The sequence below is a fragment of the Vibrio sp. Vb0888 genome (assembly GCF_033338835.1).
GTDB classification, from domain to species: Bacteria; Pseudomonadota; Gammaproteobacteria; order Enterobacterales; family Vibrionaceae; genus Vibrio; species Vibrio alginolyticus.
In genome coordinates this window covers 108,181-124,505 of sequence record NZ_JAWOTL010000006.1, presented here as the reverse complement: position 1 = coordinate 124,505, position 16,325 = coordinate 108,181, and the positions used below count along the sequence as shown (strand labels likewise).

Below are 16,325 nucleotides of genomic sequence, written 5' to 3'. Positions count from 1 at the left end.
TGCATGCAAACTTTTGCGGAAATCTCAGCAGTTCGTGAACACCTTAAAACCTTTAAACGTGAAGGTCGTAAAGTGGCGTTTGTCCCTACCATGGGCAACCTTCACGAAGGCCACTTAACTTTAGTGCGTAAAGCACGCGAATACGCTGATATCGTTGTCGTAAGCATCTTTGTTAATCCGATGCAGTTTGATCGTGCAGACGATTTAAATAATTACCCACGCACGCTAGAGGAAGACTTAAGCAAGTTAACCTCTGAAGGGGTCGATGTGGTATTTACGCCAACACCAGAAGTTATCTACCCTGAAGGTCTGGATAAGCAAACCTTCGTCGATGTCCCTGGCCTATCAACAATTCTTGAAGGCGCGTCTCGACCAGGTCATTTCCGTGGCGTGACGACGATAGTGAATAAGCTGTTTAACATCGTACAACCGGATGTCGCGTGCTTCGGCGAGAAGGACTTCCAACAACTTGCTGTTATCCGCAAGATGGTTGATGACCTAGCAATGGACATTGAAATCATCGGTGTACCAACCGTACGTGAAATGGACGGTTTAGCAATGAGTTCACGCAATGGCTTGCTTACGCTGGACGAGCGTCAACGTGCGCCTGTACTTGCTCGTACAATGCGTTGGATCAGCAGTGCCATTCGCGGTGGCCGCGATGACTACGCATCGATCATCGAAGATGCAAGCGACCAACTTCGAGCTGCAGGTCTGCACCCTGATGAGATCTTCATTCGTGATGCTCGTACATTACAAGTGATCACACCAGAAACGACACAAGCTGTCATTCTGATGTCTGCGTTCCTAGGCAAAGCTCGCCTTATCGATAACCAAACGGTAGATATGGTTGTCGAAGCGAAGGAAGAAGCTGAATCTAACAATACAAACTCAGAGAGCGCAGAGTAAGCTCTGAGTCATAAAAGTAAAAAGGTCGACTCTTAGTCGACCTTTTTTATACTCTACGTATAGACGCAATCTAACCCTTCAGGGCGAGTTTTAAACCGCTTGTGCAGCCACATCCACGCTGGAATATCACGTTTTATCATTTTCTCAAGCTCTTGGTTCAAGATGCTTGCCGCTTTAACCGCATTACGTCTCTCGAAACGCTCGCTAATATCTTTTCCAATGTACAGCGTGTAATGGTGATTTTTACTCACTGTAACGCCAGATATAACCGCGCACTTTGTTGCATCAATGAGAACACTAGACCCAACGGTACTCGCCGCTTGTTCAACAGCAAAAAACGGCGCAAAAACAGAATGGCTAACGCCATAATCATGGTCGGGCAAATACCAAAGTCGATGACCATTCTTCAGAACTTTGAGCATTGATTTCACGTCTTTTCGATCAATCATTTGATGTCCAAAACGAGTTCGACCTCGATGTTGAATAAACTCATAAGCAGGATTCGAATTTGGGCGATAAACGCCATAACCTTGGGCAAACTGGCTAAAAATACGAGCGGTTATCTCCAAGTTTAAATGGTGACTGCACACCACCAACACACCACGTCCATTCTTTTCCTCAGCGAGTAAACGATCTTTTCCAACAATAGAGGTTATCCGACGTATCCGCCAATCTGGCCAAAACCAAGCGATACCGGTTTCGATGATCGCCATTCCAGTATATTGAAAGTTTTTTCGTACTACGTCCTTACATTGCCAATCCGTAAAATCAGGGAAACACAGCTGGAGATTACGCAGAGCGATCTTGTATCGGCGCTTCATTACATGCATCGCAATACAGCCGATGCTTCTACCTAAGATTCGCAATACTACGTATGGCAGTACATTAACAAGAATCGCTAAAGATCCAAATGCCAGCCATACAGACCAATATTTGGGCTTAAGTAACTGATAGGAGAAAGGCGGCGGCGGGACAATATTCATAGGATCACTCATTTATTACAAATGATTGAAACCTACCATGATAAAAACCGAAAAATTGTATGGGTATGTATTGTTATGCATGCGAAAGAGCAGCGTGAATCGCCGCTCTTTGCTTTATGAGAATGGCTTAGCTTCTTAGCCCAATCCCTTTGGTTACTAGATAATGCGCAATGGCATACAGTGCAACAACAAACACTGCAAGTACACTAAATGAAGTGATAATGCCTACATCCGAGACACCTAAAAAGCCGTAACGGAACGCATTCACCATGTAGACGATTGGGTTGATCTTAGAAACGCCTTGCCAAAATTCAGGCAGAAGACTAATCGAATAAAAGACACCTCCCAAGTAAGTTAGAGGAGTCAATACAAACGTAGGGATGATCGAAATATCATCAAATGTTTTTGCGTAAACCGCATTGATCAAGCCACCGAGAGCAAATACCACCGACGTCATGAAGACAGTCGCGACAATAATGCCCCAGTGCTCCACTTGCAAATCAACGAACAAAAGTGACACACAAGTAACAATTGCACCGACCAACAAACCTCGAGTCACGCCGCCCATCACATAGCCAGCAATAATCACATAGTTTGGTACCGGTGCCACCAGCAGTTCTTCAATATTCTTCTGTAGCTTTGCACTAAAGAATGAAGACGCAACATTCGAGTATGAGTTGGTGATCACCGACATCATGATCAAACCTGGAACAATGTACTCCATGTAACTAAAGCCGCTCATCTCACCAATTCGAGAGCCAATAAGATTGCCGAAAATGATGAAGTACAACGTCATCGTAATGGCTGGCGGCACTAAGGTTTGCACCCAAATACGTGTAAAACGAGTGACTTCTTTGCTCAGCAAGCTGCGAAATGCCGTCCAATATAAACCGTACATTTAATTACTCCCCTCTCTTACAATGCTGACAAACAACTCTTCAAGTCGGTTGGCTTTGTTACGCATTGAGAGAACTTTAATGCCATGCTCTGTTAACTGACTGAATACCGAATTCAATCCTTGGCTTTTATCTAGTTCTATCTCTAAAGAGCCATCAACAATACTTTGTCGATTAACACCTTCAAGCTCAGGCACCTCGACTTCTGACTCAATATCCAAGATAAATGTCTCGACGCTTAGCTTACCTAGTAACGCCTTCATGGTGGTATTTTCAATCAGCTCACCACGATTAATAATGCCGATATTTCGACACAGCATCTCCGCTTCTTCTAGGTAGTGTGTCGTTAAAATAATCGTAATTCCTTGCTCTTGGTTGATCTCTTTCAGAAACCCCCACATTGAGCGGCGTAGTTCAATATCCACTCCAGCCGTTGGTTCATCTAAAATGAGTAATTGCGGCTCGTGCATCAAAGCTCTTGCGATCATTAAACGACGCTTCATCCCACCGGATAGGTTACGAGCACGCTCTTGGCGTTTTTCCCATAAATCCAATTTTTTCAGGTATTTTTCTGCTCTTTCTTTGGCTAACACTTTAGACACACCGTAATAGCCAGCTTGCTGCATCACAATTTGCTCAACGGTTTCAAACTGGTTGAAGTTGAACTCTTGTGGCACCAAGCCTAAATTCTGCTTGGCCAATTCGAGGTCGGTATCAATGTCATAACCGAAAACTTTCGTCGTTCCGGAGGTTTTATTCACTAAGGAGGAAATGATGCCAATCGTGGTCGATTTTCCTGCACCATTGGGACCCAGAAGCGCGTAGAAGTCACCCTTTTTCACTTGGAGACTTATACCTTTTAACGCCTCAAAGCCACCTGCATACGTCTTGCGCAGTTGTTCAATTTCTAATGCGTACATAAGGTCTTGATTGCCGTTTGTTTGTGATTACTAATACCGACTCATATTTAGCAGCGGTTTACTACAAAATCGCCTTGGGTATCGTATTGGAGGTCCATCAGTTTATCGTTGAATAACGATGATTACAAATAAACCTTTCGATAATATTGGAAATATACCCCTTACCTCGTAAAGGTTATCTCTAAGTAAGACAAAATAGAGCATAAAAAAACGCAACAGGAAACTGTTGCGTTTTTAACTGTCAGAATGATTACGCCGTTATGCGCTGATACTGGTCTGCCTCAACATGTGCCACCGCCGCATTCAATGCTTCGTAACGGAATTGGTACATATTTTCATCCGGGACAAGGTCAATCACATGGAATTTCTCTAGCTGTTCGCGTGTTCGCTCATTCGGGCATAATAAATACACGGCACAATTGGCATCGAGAGCATCCTTAATCGCATTCTCTAACGCCAAACCGACGGTTACATCAATCATTGGTACATCCGTAAGATCGAGAATCATCACGTCATAGTCCGAAATACTAGAGTGCTGACGTGAAATGGCTTTAGAAACACTAAAGATCATCGGACCGGAAAGATAAAAGAACAGCACTTTACCATTAGCACGATCCAACAAACCACGCTCGCTGTCAGTCAGCGGCACATCATCTTCATCCGCGTCGCTGATCGCTTTTACTTGTCGCGCCTGCTCTCGGCTCAAACGCTCGATGATGATAATGTTCGAGATAAAGACGCCTAAACCCACCGCAACGATAAGATCAACGAATACTGTAAGCAACATAACGCCATACATCACCGCCATTCCGGAAAAGCTTACCTTATGTGCCCTCTGAATAAAGCTCCAGTCTAGGATGTTAAAGCCAACATACACCGCAATGCCTGCTAACACAGCCATCGGGATTGGCTCTGTTAATCCGCCAGCAACCAGTACAACCAACGCCAACATTAGTGCACGAATCACACCAGATAATGGCGAACGAGCCCCAACTTGGATATTCGTTACCGTCCCCATGGTAGCCCCCGCCCCCGGCAGCGCACCAAACAAGCCTGAGATCATGTTAGCTAACCCTTGACCTCGCAGCTCTTTATCTGAGTCGTGTTCTTTACGAGTTAATGAGTCACCGATAACCGCCGTTAACAAAGTATCAATACAACCTAATGTGCCGAGCACTAATGCATCAATGACCATCTCGACAAACATATCTGTGTCAATATAAGGGGCGACGAGAGAAGGTAACCCAGCAGGAATTTCACCGATACGACGAATATCTTCTGTATCAAAGAGAATCACAGACAATAAAGTCACCGCGACCAATGCCACGAGCTGTGCAGGAACGTATTTACGATATTGCTTAGGGAAGAAAAAAAGAATCCCCAAAGTCAGTAGTCCCAAAAACAACTCACTGAACTTAAGGTTAGAAATGGTCTCCGGCAAAGCAGATAACGTTCCGAGTACTCCCCCTGAAGGCGCAGCATGCCCCATCAAAGGCGATAACTGCAGAATGATAAGAATCACACCTATGCCAGACATAAAACCGGAAATAACGCTGTAAGGCATCAAGGTAACGTATTTACCCAGTTTTAATGTCCCCAATAGGATTTGGAACGCGCCAGCCATCATGACAACCGTGAAAGTCATAGCCATGCCCGTTTCTGGGTATTTCGCCATCATACTGGTTAATACTGCGGTCATGATTACCGTCATTGGCCCTGTCGGTTCTGATATTAACGTATTAGAACCACCAAATAACGAGGCAAACAAACCGACCATTATTGCCCCCCAAAGGCCGGCCTCAGCCCCGGCTCCGGATGCAACACCAAACGCTAACGCCAGAGGGAGAGAGATAATCGCCGTGGTTACCCCGCCAAATACATCCCCTTTGAAATTGATATCTTCAAAACGACTACCGAACACTGCTGATTTTCCCTGCATTCAATTTTAAAAAGTAAAATATCACTACTTTAACGAGCTAGGCGAAAATTTAAACCATAAATAGATTAAGGCTAAATTCACACCACAAATAGTTTCACCAGATTTTACTTTTTTCTTAATGAAAACTAGTCAGATGAGTCCTATCTGACGAATATTTAACGAGATCGAAATTGTAACATTGTGTATAGTTACAACACTGATCGCTTGCATGTGCACACAAACAGCGGCAGCGATTTTGTCTTTTAAGGGAAGTAGTTTGCAAAATGCCGGAAATAAAACAGTTATTTGAAAACAATTCGAAATGGTCTCAAGAGATCAAATCTGATCGACCTGAATACTTCGCAAAACTCGCTGAGGGGCAAAAGCCTGATTTTCTTTGGATTGGCTGCTCTGATAGCCGCGTTCCTGCCGAGCGACTAACCGGGCTATACTCAGGTGAACTCTTTGTTCATCGGAATGTTGCAAACCAAGTTATCCATACTGATCTCAACTGTCTATCTGTCGTCCAGTACGCCGTAGACGTTCTTAAGGTTAAACACATCATTGTCTGTGGACACTATGGATGTGGTGGCGTAAATGCAGCCATTGATAACCCTAAGCTAGGTCTTATTAATAATTGGCTGTTACATATCAGAGATATCTATTTCAAATACCGCACATACCTAGATCAAATGCCGCAACAAGATCGAGCGGATAAACTAGGCGAGCTTAATGTTGCAGAGCAAGTGTACAACTTGGGTAACTCAACCATCCTGCAAAACGCTTGGGAGCGTGGGCAAGATGTTGAAATTCATGGTGTGGTATACGGAATTGAAGATGGTCGCTTAGAGTACTTAGGCATTCGTTCTAACTCTAAGGAAACCGTAGAAGCGTCTTACCAGAAAGCTCTTTCGACGATTCTAAATACAGACAACAAGCTCCTTTGTCGCTAAGTCATATCTAAAAGTTGAACGAAAAACGCCCATCTTAGATGGGCGTTTTTTATATTTTTAATGCTGAACTCAATGATTATTCTTGAGGTACAACTTTACCGATGTATGGTAAGTGGCGGTATTTCTGCGCGTAATCAATACCCACCCCAACGACAAATTCATCTGGAATTTCGAAACCAATCCAATCCACAGGAACATTCACTTCACGACGAGATGGCTTATCTAGGAGCGTACAAATAGCGATAGACTTCGGCTCACGTAGCGAAAGAATCTCACGGATTTTATTTAGTGTGTTACCAGTGTCAATGATGTCTTCAACAAGCAGAATGTCTTTACCTTTGATGTCATCATCCAAATCTTTCAAGATACGAACGTCACGTGAGCTTTCCATCGTATTGCCGTAGCTTGACGCAGTCATAAAATCAACTTGGTGAGTCAGTTCGATAGCACGTGCCAAGTCTGCCATAAATACAAATGAGCCACGCAATAAGCCTACCAACACAAGATCTTCACTACCTTGATAACGCTCTGTAATTTGTTTGCCTAATTCACGAACTCGCTCCTGAACTTCTTGCTCAGAAATCATGACTTCTATTGTATGTTTCATACTGTGCTCAATCTAAATTTGTGGGTTGAGGTAAGTCGCACGCAAACGATCACCTAATCTTACGGCGTGTAGTGTATCACCACGTTCATTGGGTTGAAAGTCGCATCCTGTTGCCAAAAAATCTTGGAAGAAGGTCTTAGTTTTATAAAGTTCATAGCTAAATTTATCAATAATAATGACATTACTGTATATAAATTGTTCTACAGATGTTGACCTTGTGCATATGCACCATTACACTCATCACTGCTTTAAGCAACTATTAAAATAATCAATTAGGGGGTTACCCCCAATATCAACTCAAATGGCAAGGAAAATGGATATGGACTCAATTGCAAAGAGACCTAGAACTAGGCTTTCTCCAATTAAGCGTAAGCAACAGTTAATGGAAATCGCATTGGAAGTATTTGCGCGCCGCGGCATCGGTCGTGGTGGTCACGCAGATATCGCAGAAATTGCTCAAGTTTCTGTAGCGACTGTTTTTAACTACTTCCCTACACGCGAAGACTTGGTGGATGAAGTTCTCAATCACGTCGTACGTCAGTTCTCAAACTTCCTATCGGATAACATAGACCTAGACTTACATGCACGTGAAAACATCGCCAATATTACTAATGCGATGATCGAGCTTGTCAGCCAAGATTGTCACTGGCTAAAAGTATGGTTCGAGTGGAGTGCTTCAACACGTGACGAAGTATGGCCATTGTTTGTTTCAACTAACCGTACTAACCAGTTGCTGGTACAAAACATGTTCATTAAAGCAATTGAACGTGGCGAAGTGTGTGACCAGCACGATTCAGAACACTTGGCAAACCTGTTCCACGGTATTTGTTACTCACTGTTTGTCCAAGCGAACCGCGCTAAAGGTGAAGCGGAGCTGAAACATCTAGTGAATTCATACTTAGATATGCTTTGCATTTACAACCGTGAACACTAAAGCTTAGCTCGTAATATATGTCAGCCCACCGTTTGGTGGGCTTTTTATTGTCTGCTGTCAGCTAAGCACACATTTATATTTCTATATAACAAGCATAAAAAAACCGCTGCAATGCAGCGGCTTCTATCATTCAGTCAGAAAAAGCTTACTTCTTCTTAACTGCTTTTTTGTTTGGCAGGTCAGTGATTGAACCTTCAAATACTTCAGCAGCCAGACCTACAGACTCGTGTAGAGTTGGGTGAGCGTGGATAGTCAGAGCGATATCTTCTGCATCACAGCCCATCTCAATTGCAAGGCCGATTTCACCAAGTAGTTCACCACCGTTAGTACCAACGATAGCACCACCGATTACGCGGTGAGTTTCTTTGTCGAAGATTAGCTTAGTCATACCGTCTGCACAGTCAGATGCGATTGCACGACCTGATGCTGCCCATGGGAATGTTGCTACTTCGTACTTGATGCCTTCTTCTTTCGCTTCTTTTTCAGTCTTACCAACCCAAGCCACTTCTGGCTCAGTGTACGCAATTGAAGGGATAACTTTAGGGTCGAAGTAGTGCTTCTTACCAGAGATAACTTCAGCAGCTACGTGACCTTCATGCACACCTTTGTGAGCAAGCATTGGTTGACCAACGATATCACCGATCGCGAAGATGTGAGGAACGTTAGTACGCATTTGCTTATCAACGTTGATGAAGCCGCGCTCGTCAATTTCTAGACCCGCTTTTTCACCGTCGATTAGCTTACCATTTGGTACACGACCGATAGCAACTAGAACCGCATCGTAACGCTCAGCTTCAGCTGGCGCTTTCTTGCCTTCCATTGAAACGTAGATACCGTCTTCTTTTGCTTCAACTGCTGTTACTTTCGTTTCTAGCATTAGCTTGAACTTGTCTTTGATACGCTTAGTAAATACTTTCACGATATCTTTGTCTGCTGCAGGAATTACCTGGTCAAACATTTCAACAACTTCAACTTTAGAACCTAGAGAGTGGTAAACCGTACCCATTTCTAGACCGATGATACCACCGCCCATGATAAGCAGTTTTTCTGGCACTTCTTTTAGTTCTAGAGCGTCAGTAGAGTCCCAAATACGTGGGTCTTCATGCGGGATAAATGGCAGTTTGATTGGACGAGAACCAGCCGCAACGATTGCGTTGTCAAAGTTAACAACTGTTGGCTCACCTTCACCTTCTACAAGGATAGAGTTAGGGCCAGTGAACTTACCGTAACCGTTAACTACTGTTACGTTACGCATCTTAGCCATACCGCTTAGGCCGCCAGTTAGTTGGTTAACAACTTTTTCTTTCCAGATGCGGATTTTGCTGATGTCTGTTTGAGGCTCACCGAACACAACGCCGTGGTCAGCCATCGCTTTCGCTTCTTCAATTACTTTAGAAACGTGAAGCAGTGCTTTAGATGGGATACAACCCACGTTCAGACATACACCGCCAAGCGTGCTGTAACGTTCAACTAGTACAGTTTCAAGACCTAAGTCCGCACAACGGAATGCAGCGGAGTAACCAGCAGGACCAGAACCAAGTACAACAACTTGGGCTTTAATTTCTTTGCTCATTTTGACCTCTTGTAGTCATTATCCCTAACAGGCTGAGTGGGTATCGATTTTTTATGTTTAAGAGAGATTTGTTTTAAACAGTTATTTTCAGACCGCTAACAGTTTACAGAGATGTTAATGGTGTGAAAAGTAAATCAATTTAGCCTGTGAGCTAGACAACAATTCGATTGTGAAAACCCTGAACGAAGCAAGGCTGATAACCAAATTGTCGGTAATTATGATTAGCAGAGGCGGCTAAGTTGCCGCCTCTCATTCATCTAATTTCTATTACAGAACTAGACGACGAATGTCAGATAGACATGAGTTTAGGTAAGTGATGAAGCGCGCACCTTCAGCACCATCGATCACACGGTGGTCGTATGATAGAGACAGTGGAAGTTGTAGACGCGGTTCGAACTCTTTACCGTTCCATACCGGTTTCATTTCTGACTTAGACACACCTAGGATACCAACTTCTGGTGCGTTTACGATTGGAGTAAACGCTGTACCGCCGATACCGCCTAGGCTAGAGATAGTGAAACAGCCACCTTGCATGTCAGCCGCAGTTAGCTTACCAGCACGTGCTTTCTTAGAAACCGCCATTAGCTCTTCAGATAGCTCGTAGATGCCTTTCTTGTTCACGTCTTTAAATACAGGAACAACTAGACCGTTTGGTGTATCTACCGCGATACCAACATTCACGTATTTCTTCAGAATTAGGCTCTCACCGTCTTCTGATAGAGAAGAGTTGAACGCTGGGAACGCTTCAAGCGCTTTAGCTACCGCTTTCATGATGAACACAAGTGGTGTGATCTTCATGCCAGTGTCTTTCTTCGCTTCAATCGCGTTTTGCTCTTTACGGAATGCTTCAAGAGCCGTGATGTCTGCGTTATCCCACTGTGTAACGTGCGGGATCATTACCCAGTTACGGTGTAGGTTTGCGCCAGAGATCTTCTTAATGCGAGATAGCGGTTGAACTTCTGTCTCACCAAACTTGCTGAAGTCCACTTTTGGCCATGGTAGTAGACCAAGAGCCGCGCCGTCGCCTTTGCCAGATGCTGCTGCACCTGCGCCAGACTCAAGACGCTTAAGTGCATCTTTCACGTAAGCTTGAACGTCTTCTTTTAGGATACGGCTCTTACGACCAGAACCTTTAACCTTAGAAAGATTAACGCCAAATTCACGCGCTAGACGACGAACAACTGGAGACGCGTGAGCGTACTCATCGTTTTCTTTGAAATCGCCAGTCGCTGCTGGAGCTGCTGCCGCTGGAGCTTCTGCTTTAGGAGCTGGAGCTGCAGGTGCTGCCGCTTGAGCTGGAGCTGCTGCAGGAGCAGGTGCTGCGCCCGCCACTTCGAATACCATGATTAGTGAGCCAGTAGACACTTTGTCGCCAGCTGCAATCTTGATTTCTTTAACTGTGCCAGCGAATGGTGCAGGAACTTCCATAGAAGCTTTGTCACCTTCAACAGTGATTAGAGATTGCTCTTCTTCCACTGTGTCGCCAACCGCAACCATGATCTCAGTAACTTCAACTTCGTCGCCGCCGATATCTGGAACGTTCACTTCTTTTGCCGCAGACGCTGCTGGAGCTGCTGCCGCAGGAGCTTCAGCTGCCGCTGGTGCTGCTGGAGCGCCTGAACCTGCTGTTTCGAATACCATGATAAGTGAGCCAGTCGATACTTTATCGCCTGTTGCAACTTTGATCTCTTTTAGAGTACCTGCGAATGGCGCTGGAACTTCCATAGAAGCTTTGTCGCCTTCAACAGTTAGAAGAGATTGCTCTTCTTCGATGCTGTCGCCAACGGCAACCATGATTTCAGTAACTTCTACTTCATCACCACCGATGTCTGGTACGTGAACTTCTTTTAGTTCTGCCGCTGCTGCTGGAGCTGGAGCCGCTGCTGGAGCCGCTTCTGCCGCAGGAGCAGGTGCAGCGTCAGCTGCACCCTCGGCTTCGAAAATCATGATTAGAGAACCAGTAGAAACCTTGTCGCCTTCTGCAACTTTGATTTCTTTAACGATACCCGCTTGAGAAGCAGGAACTTCCATAGAAGCTTTATCGCCTTCAACTGTGATCAGAGATTGCTCTTCTTCAACCTTGTCGCCAACGCTTACAAGAATCTCAGTAACTTCAACCTCATCCGCACCGATGTCTGGTACATTAATTTCGATTGCCATTTCTTATCTACCTTCTTAATTAAGCGTATAGCGGGTTTGTTTTCTCTGTGTCGATGTCGAATTTCTTAATTGCTTCTGCAACTACAGATTTCTCAACTTCGCCACGTTTCGCTAGTTCAGTTAGCGCTGCTACTACTACGTAACCTGCGTTCACTTCGAAGTGACGACGTAGGTTTTCACGACTGTCTGAACGACCGAAGCCATCAGTACCAAGAACTTTGAAAGACTCAGCAGGAATGTATGCACGAACCTGCTCTGCGTAGTTCTTCATGTAGTCAGTTGCTGCGATAGCAGGTTCAGTACCCATTACTGTTTGGATGTAAGGTACTTTCGCTTCCGCTTCTGGGTGAAGCATGTTGAAACGCTCTGCATCTTGGCCATCGCGAGTTAGTTCGTTGAATGACGTTACCGAGTAAACATCAGAAGCAACACCGTAATCTTCGCTTAGGATTTGAGCTGCTTTACGTACTTCATTCATGATAGTACCAGAGCTCATTAGCTGAACTTTCGCTTTGTCGCCCGTGTAAGTTTCTAGCTTGTAGATACCTTTACGGATGCCTTCTTCAGCGCCTTCTGGCATTGCTGGCATTGCGTAGTTTTCGTTCATTAGCGTTAGGTAGTAGAACACGTTTTCTTGTTCTGGACCGTACATGCGACGGATACCGTCTTGCATGATTACTGCTACTTCGTACGCGAATGTTGGGTCGTAAGAAATACAGTTAGGAACCGTACCCGCCAAAATGTGCGAGTGGCCGTCTTCGTGCTGTAGACCTTCACCGTTCAACGTTGTACGACCCGCAGTTGCACCTAGTAGGAAACCACGTGCTTGTTGGTCACCAGCCATCCACGCCATGTCGCCAACACGTTGGAAGCCGAACATTGAGTAGTAGATGTAGAACGGGATCATTGGTAGGTCGTTTGTCGAGTATGAAGTCGCAGCAGCAACCCATGAAGACATAGCACCTAGCTCGTTGATACCTTCTTGTAGAACCTGACCTGAAGTCGCTTCTTTGTAGTAAGAAACAACGCCACGGTCTTCTGGTGTGTAAGTTTGGCCGTGCGGGTTGTAGATACCGATTTGACGGAACAGACCTTCCATACCGAATGTACGTGCTTCGTCAGCAATGATAGGAACGATGTTCTTACCAATGTTCTTGTTCTTAAGTAGAACGTTTAGCGCACGTACGAATGCCATAGTAGAAGAGATATCACGCTTCTGTTCTTCTAGTAGTGGCTTGAATTCTTCTAGCTCAGGAACGATGAATTCTTGAGTGAATTTTGGTAGACGCTGTGGCGTGTAGCCGTGTAGCGCTTTACGACGAGCGTGTAGGTATTCGTACTCTTTTGAACCTTCTTCAAGTTTCAGGTACGGAAGTTCTTTCACTGCTTCGTCAGTTAGGATGTCTTGAAGACCTAGACGGTCACGTAGGTGTAGTACGTGAGTCATGTCCATCTTCTTAACTTGGTGCGCGATGTTCTTACCTTCAGCCGCTTCACCCATGCCGTAACCTTTAACAGTCTTAGCTAGGATTACTGTTGGACGACCTTTAGTTTCTGCCGCGTTTTTGTATGCCGCGTATAGCTTAGAAGACTCGTGACCACCACGCTTAAGTGCGAAGATTTCGTCATCAGTCATGTCAGCAACAAGTGCAGCTGTCTCTGGGTACTTACCAAAGAAGTGCTCACGTACGTACGCGCCATCTTTTGATTTGAATGTTTGGTAGTCGCCGTCGATCGTTTCATTCATAAGCTGTAGAAGCTTACCAGTCGTATCTTTAGCTAGTAGTGAATCCCAGTTGTTACCCCAGATTACCTTCACTACGTTCCAACCAGCACCTTTGAACAGACCTTCAAGTTCTTGAATGATCTTACCGTTACCCATTACAGGGCCATCTAGACGCTGTAGGTTACAGTTGATTAGGAAGCATAGGTTGTCTAGTTTCTCACGCGCAGCGAAAGAGATAGCACCACGTGATTCTGGCTCATCCATCTCACCGTCACCTAGGAACGCGTAAACGCGCTGTTCTGAAGTATCTTTAAGACCACGGCCTTCTAGGTACTTAAGGAAACGAGCTTGGTAGATAGAAGCGATTGGACCTAGGCCCATCGATACTGTCGGGAACTGCCAGAATTCAGGCATCAGTTTAGGGTGCGGGTATGAAGGAATACCTTTGCCGTCTACTTCTTGACGGAAGTTGTCTAGCTGCTCTTCAGTTAGACGACCTTCAACGAATGCACGTGAGTAGATACCTGGTGAAATGTGACCTTGGTAGTAAACTAGGTCGCCACCATCCTTCTCGTTTGGTGCACGGAAGAAGTGGTTGAAACATGTCTCGTAGAACGCAGCAGAAGACTGGAAAGACGCCATGTGGCCGCCTAGCTCTAGGTCTTTCTTAGATGCACGTAGAACGATCATGATAGCGTTCCAACGAATAATTGAGCGAATACGACGCTCAAGTGTTGTGTCACCTGGGTATGCTGGTTCTTGGTCTGCAGGAATCGTGTTGATGTAGTTAGTTGTGATACCTGTTGGCATATCAACACCGTCTAGACGTGCTTTATCTAGAACTTGCTCTAATAGGAACTGAGCACGCTCTAGACCTTCTTCACGTACAACTGACTCAAGCGCTTGTAGCCATTCTTGAGTTTCCAGTGCATCTACGTCATGCTTCATATCAGACATGGCGATCTATCCTTCTGTTGGTTGGATCTACTTATTTAAGTAACGCTCTTACGAGTCATTACCCTGCTGAATTCGACGTAGAGAACGCTCTCGTCGAGACTCTTCTCGAGTCAAATCCAACAATGTTTCTTCGATGTAAGCCAAGTGCGAGTGGGACATTTCTCGCGCCTTTTCAGGCTGACCAGAAACAATCGCATCCACGATATTGGCTCGGTGTTTACTGACTTTCTCGACCGCTTCTGGGCGGCGACGTAGTAATTTAAAATTTTGTAGAATATTTTGCTCAAGCAAAGGTGCTAAGCTTCGAACAATGTGCAACAAAACCACGTTGTGCGCGGCCTCTGTCAAAGCGATCAAAAATTGCATTACTTCCGCAGATTCAGCTTCGATATCGTTGTTTGCTTGCTCTTGACTAATGCGCTCAAGGCAACCTTGAATACGCGCAAAATCTTCTTCGGTACCACGTAAAGCTGCAAAGTAGGCTGAAATTCCTTCCATCGCATGACGAGACTCAAGCACATCAAGCTGGGTTTCAGAATGACTAGACAACAAATTCAACAAGGGATCTGAAAAGCTCTTCCAGATATTCTCACTTACGAATGTTCCGCCACCTTGGCGACGAGTCAACAAACGCTTCGCTTCCAAGCGTTGAATGGCTTCTCGGACTGAAGGACGAGACACATCGAACTGTTTTGCCAGTTCACGCTCTGGAGGCAGTTGTTGCCCCGGAGACAATGTTCCTTCCACTATCAACCTTTCTAACTCTTGTTCTATAACATCAGAGAGTTTTGGCTGACGAATCCTTTGATAAGCCATAATTTATTGTTCTTCTACTCTTGCAGGTAATTGGTAATACCAATTTTAAGTTGGTGCAGAAATTAACATAATTAAAACGCCACTGTCCAGCCGAAAATTGACCTAAATCATAGAACGAGCTTACTTCCAACACTCTGATAACAATCGACTGTTAAAACAGCAATAGAATTGGTATGACCAATTACATAAAGCATACAAATGGGAAGTCGACGTGCTAGCAGTTTTGGAAAAGAAATACAGAAAATGACAAAATTATCAGTCTATTTATTCACCAAAACGGCATGTGCGAGCGTAAAAATGTAGTTAACTTTTAACAATCATTAATATTTCTGGTATCAAAAAAAGGCATACCTGATCGTATGCCTTATTTATTTCGCTTTTTTGAATTTACACTTTCGCTACAAATCAACGCTGTATAAGCAGTCTATATTTCACCCAATCAAAGCTTAGACCAGGATCGCTTTTTCTCAAGGGCGCAATATATTGATGACCGGTAATTCGTGGCGGGGTGATTTGAGGATAAGACTGCATAATCACCTCAGTGATCTCTGCAAGTGATTGATATTGCGCTTCTGTGTAGGCAGTAAATTCTGTCCCTTCAAGCTCGATACCAATGGAATAGTCATTACAACGCTCCCTGCCTGCGAAACTGGATTGACCGGCATGCCATGCTCTATCAAGAAAAGAAACAAATTGAACAACCTCGCCGTTTCTTTTAATCAAGCAATGTGCAGAAACGCCCATTTTGTGAATGACTTCAAAAAATGGATGTTCATTTGGGTCTAGCTTGCCAGTGAAGAAGTCCTCTATATATGGTCCACCAAACTGCCCAGGAGGCAAACTGATATTGTGTACCACCAGCAGAGAGATGTCGTTTACATCAGAGCGGGCATCAAAAAATGGTGACGGAACATGCTTTGCTTGTGTCAGCCAGCCATTCTCGATAATTGGGCGCATATCAACCTCTCTACTT

13 protein-coding genes are annotated in these 16,325 nt (G+C 44.6%); 3 read left to right on the top strand and 10 right to left on the bottom strand.

All coding sequences use genetic code 11. The features are described from left to right. Positions 1 to 3 precede the first annotated feature (3 nt). Entirely contained in the window at positions 4 to 909 is a 906-nt protein-coding gene (gene panC / locus R7P72_RS11045; protein ID WP_005380005.1) for a pantoate--beta-alanine ligase, read from the top strand. Positions 910 to 962: 53 nt separating this feature from the next. Here panC and R7P72_RS11040 read toward each other — a convergent pair whose 3' ends face one another. The 4 genes from R7P72_RS11040 to R7P72_RS11025 form a co-directional block, all read right to left on the bottom strand. Beyond that, positions 963 to 1,892: a Kdo(2)-lipid IV(A) acyltransferase gene (locus R7P72_RS11040; RefSeq protein ID WP_005380004.1), complete on the bottom strand. Its 930-nt coding sequence runs from the start codon at positions 1,890 to 1,892 to the stop codon at positions 963 to 965. Positions 1,893 to 2,019: 127 nt separating this feature from the next. Next, complete coding sequence (locus R7P72_RS11035; RefSeq protein WP_005380002.1) at positions 2,020 to 2,790, bottom strand: ABC transporter permease; 771 nt, start codon at positions 2,788 to 2,790, stop codon at positions 2,020 to 2,022. Then, entirely contained in the window at positions 2,791 to 3,708 is a 918-nt protein-coding gene (locus tag R7P72_RS11030) for an ABC transporter ATP-binding protein (protein ID WP_005380000.1), read from the bottom strand. A 250-nt stretch (positions 3,709 to 3,958) separates the two neighbouring features. Then, entirely contained in the window at positions 3,959 to 5,629 is a 1,671-nt protein-coding gene (locus R7P72_RS11025; RefSeq protein ID WP_005379997.1) for a SulP family inorganic anion transporter, read from the bottom strand. A 281-nt stretch (positions 5,630 to 5,910) separates the two neighbouring features. On the opposite strand from R7P72_RS11025, the gene can reads away from it, so the two are divergent. Continuing rightward, positions 5,911 to 6,579: a carbonate dehydratase gene (can, locus tag R7P72_RS11020; protein ID WP_213907281.1), complete on the top strand. Its 669-nt coding sequence runs from the start codon at positions 5,911 to 5,913 to the stop codon at positions 6,577 to 6,579. Positions 6,580 to 6,655: 76 nt separating this feature from the next. On the opposite strand, the gene hpt is transcribed toward can, so the two are convergent. Further along, complete coding sequence (gene hpt, locus R7P72_RS11015; protein ID WP_005379995.1) at positions 6,656 to 7,186, bottom strand: hypoxanthine phosphoribosyltransferase; 531 nt, start codon at positions 7,184 to 7,186, stop codon at positions 6,656 to 6,658. Positions 7,187 to 7,505: 319 nt separating this feature from the next. On the opposite strand from hpt, the gene opaR reads away from it, so the two are divergent. Next, on the top strand, positions 7,506 to 8,120 hold the full coding sequence (gene opaR / locus R7P72_RS11010; protein WP_005379994.1) for a transcriptional regulator OpaR: 615 nt from the start codon (positions 7,506 to 7,508) through the stop codon (positions 8,118 to 8,120). A 145-nt stretch (positions 8,121 to 8,265) separates the two neighbouring features. Here opaR and lpdA read toward each other — a convergent pair whose 3' ends face one another. The 5 genes from lpdA to ampD all read right to left on the bottom strand — a co-directional run bounded on the left by lpdA (position 8,266) and on the right by ampD (position 16,309). Next, a complete protein-coding gene (gene lpdA / locus R7P72_RS11005; protein ID WP_005379993.1) occupies positions 8,266 to 9,693 on the bottom strand; it encodes a dihydrolipoyl dehydrogenase in 1,428 nt (475 codons plus the stop codon). A gap of 267 nt (positions 9,694 to 9,960) precedes the next feature. Then, positions 9,961 to 11,853, bottom strand: coding sequence for a pyruvate dehydrogenase complex dihydrolipoyllysine-residue acetyltransferase (gene aceF, locus R7P72_RS11000; RefSeq protein ID WP_033905589.1), 1,893 nt, complete (start codon positions 11,851 to 11,853; stop codon positions 9,961 to 9,963). Positions 11,854 to 11,872: 19 nt separating this feature from the next. Then, the gene (gene aceE, locus R7P72_RS10995) at positions 11,873 to 14,536 is read right to left on the bottom strand and encodes a pyruvate dehydrogenase (acetyl-transferring), homodimeric type (protein WP_005386612.1); all 2,664 of its coding nucleotides are present in this window, start codon (positions 14,534 to 14,536) and stop codon (positions 11,873 to 11,875) included. A 48-nt stretch (positions 14,537 to 14,584) separates the two neighbouring features. Continuing rightward, on the bottom strand, positions 14,585 to 15,352 hold the full coding sequence (gene pdhR / locus R7P72_RS10990; RefSeq protein WP_005379989.1) for a pyruvate dehydrogenase complex transcriptional repressor PdhR: 768 nt from the start codon (positions 15,350 to 15,352) through the stop codon (positions 14,585 to 14,587). Positions 15,353 to 15,757: 405 nt separating this feature from the next. Further along, positions 15,758 to 16,309 (bottom strand): 1,6-anhydro-N-acetylmuramyl-L-alanine amidase AmpD, encoded by a 552-nt coding sequence (gene ampD, locus R7P72_RS10985; protein WP_005386614.1) that lies wholly within the window; start codon positions 16,307 to 16,309, stop codon positions 15,758 to 15,760. Positions 16,310 to 16,325: the final 16 nt, after the last annotated feature.

What these genes read in the sequence shown, in the direction of transcription:
- R7P72_RS11040 (WP_005380004.1), bottom strand. Translation starts at nt 1,892, where the DNA reads ATGAATATTGTCCCGCCGCCGCCTTTCTCCTATCAGTTACTTAAGCCC.
- can (WP_213907281.1), top strand. Translation starts at nt 5,911, where the DNA reads ATGCCGGAAATAAAACAGTTATTTGAAAACAATTCGAAATGGTCTCAA.
- hpt (WP_005379995.1), bottom strand. Translation starts at nt 7,186, where the DNA reads ATGAAACATACAATAGAAGTCATGATTTCTGAGCAAGAAGTTCAGGAG.
- pdhR (WP_005379989.1), bottom strand. Translation starts at nt 15,352, where the DNA reads ATGGCTTATCAAAGGATTCGTCAGCCAAAACTCTCTGATGTTATAGAA.
- ampD (WP_005386614.1), bottom strand. Translation starts at nt 16,309, where the DNA reads ATGCGCCCAATTATCGAGAATGGCTGGCTGACACAAGCAAAGCATGTT.
- lpdA (WP_005379993.1), bottom strand. Translation starts at nt 9,693, where the DNA reads ATGAGCAAAGAAATTAAAGCCCAAGTTGTTGTACTTGGTTCTGGTCCT.
- R7P72_RS11030 (WP_005380000.1), bottom strand. Translation starts at nt 3,708, where the DNA reads ATGTACGCATTAGAAATTGAACAACTGCGCAAGACGTATGCAGGTGGC.
- opaR (WP_005379994.1), top strand. Translation starts at nt 7,506, where the DNA reads ATGGACTCAATTGCAAAGAGACCTAGAACTAGGCTTTCTCCAATTAAG.
- aceF (WP_033905589.1), bottom strand. Translation starts at nt 11,853, where the DNA reads ATGGCAATCGAAATTAATGTACCAGACATCGGTGCGGATGAGGTTGAA.
- aceE (WP_005386612.1), bottom strand. Translation starts at nt 14,536, where the DNA reads ATGTCTGATATGAAGCATGACGTAGATGCACTGGAAACTCAAGAATGG.
- panC (WP_005380005.1), top strand. Translation starts at nt 4, where the DNA reads ATGCAAACTTTTGCGGAAATCTCAGCAGTTCGTGAACACCTTAAAACC.
- R7P72_RS11035 (WP_005380002.1), bottom strand. Translation starts at nt 2,790, where the DNA reads ATGTACGGTTTATATTGGACGGCATTTCGCAGCTTGCTGAGCAAAGAA.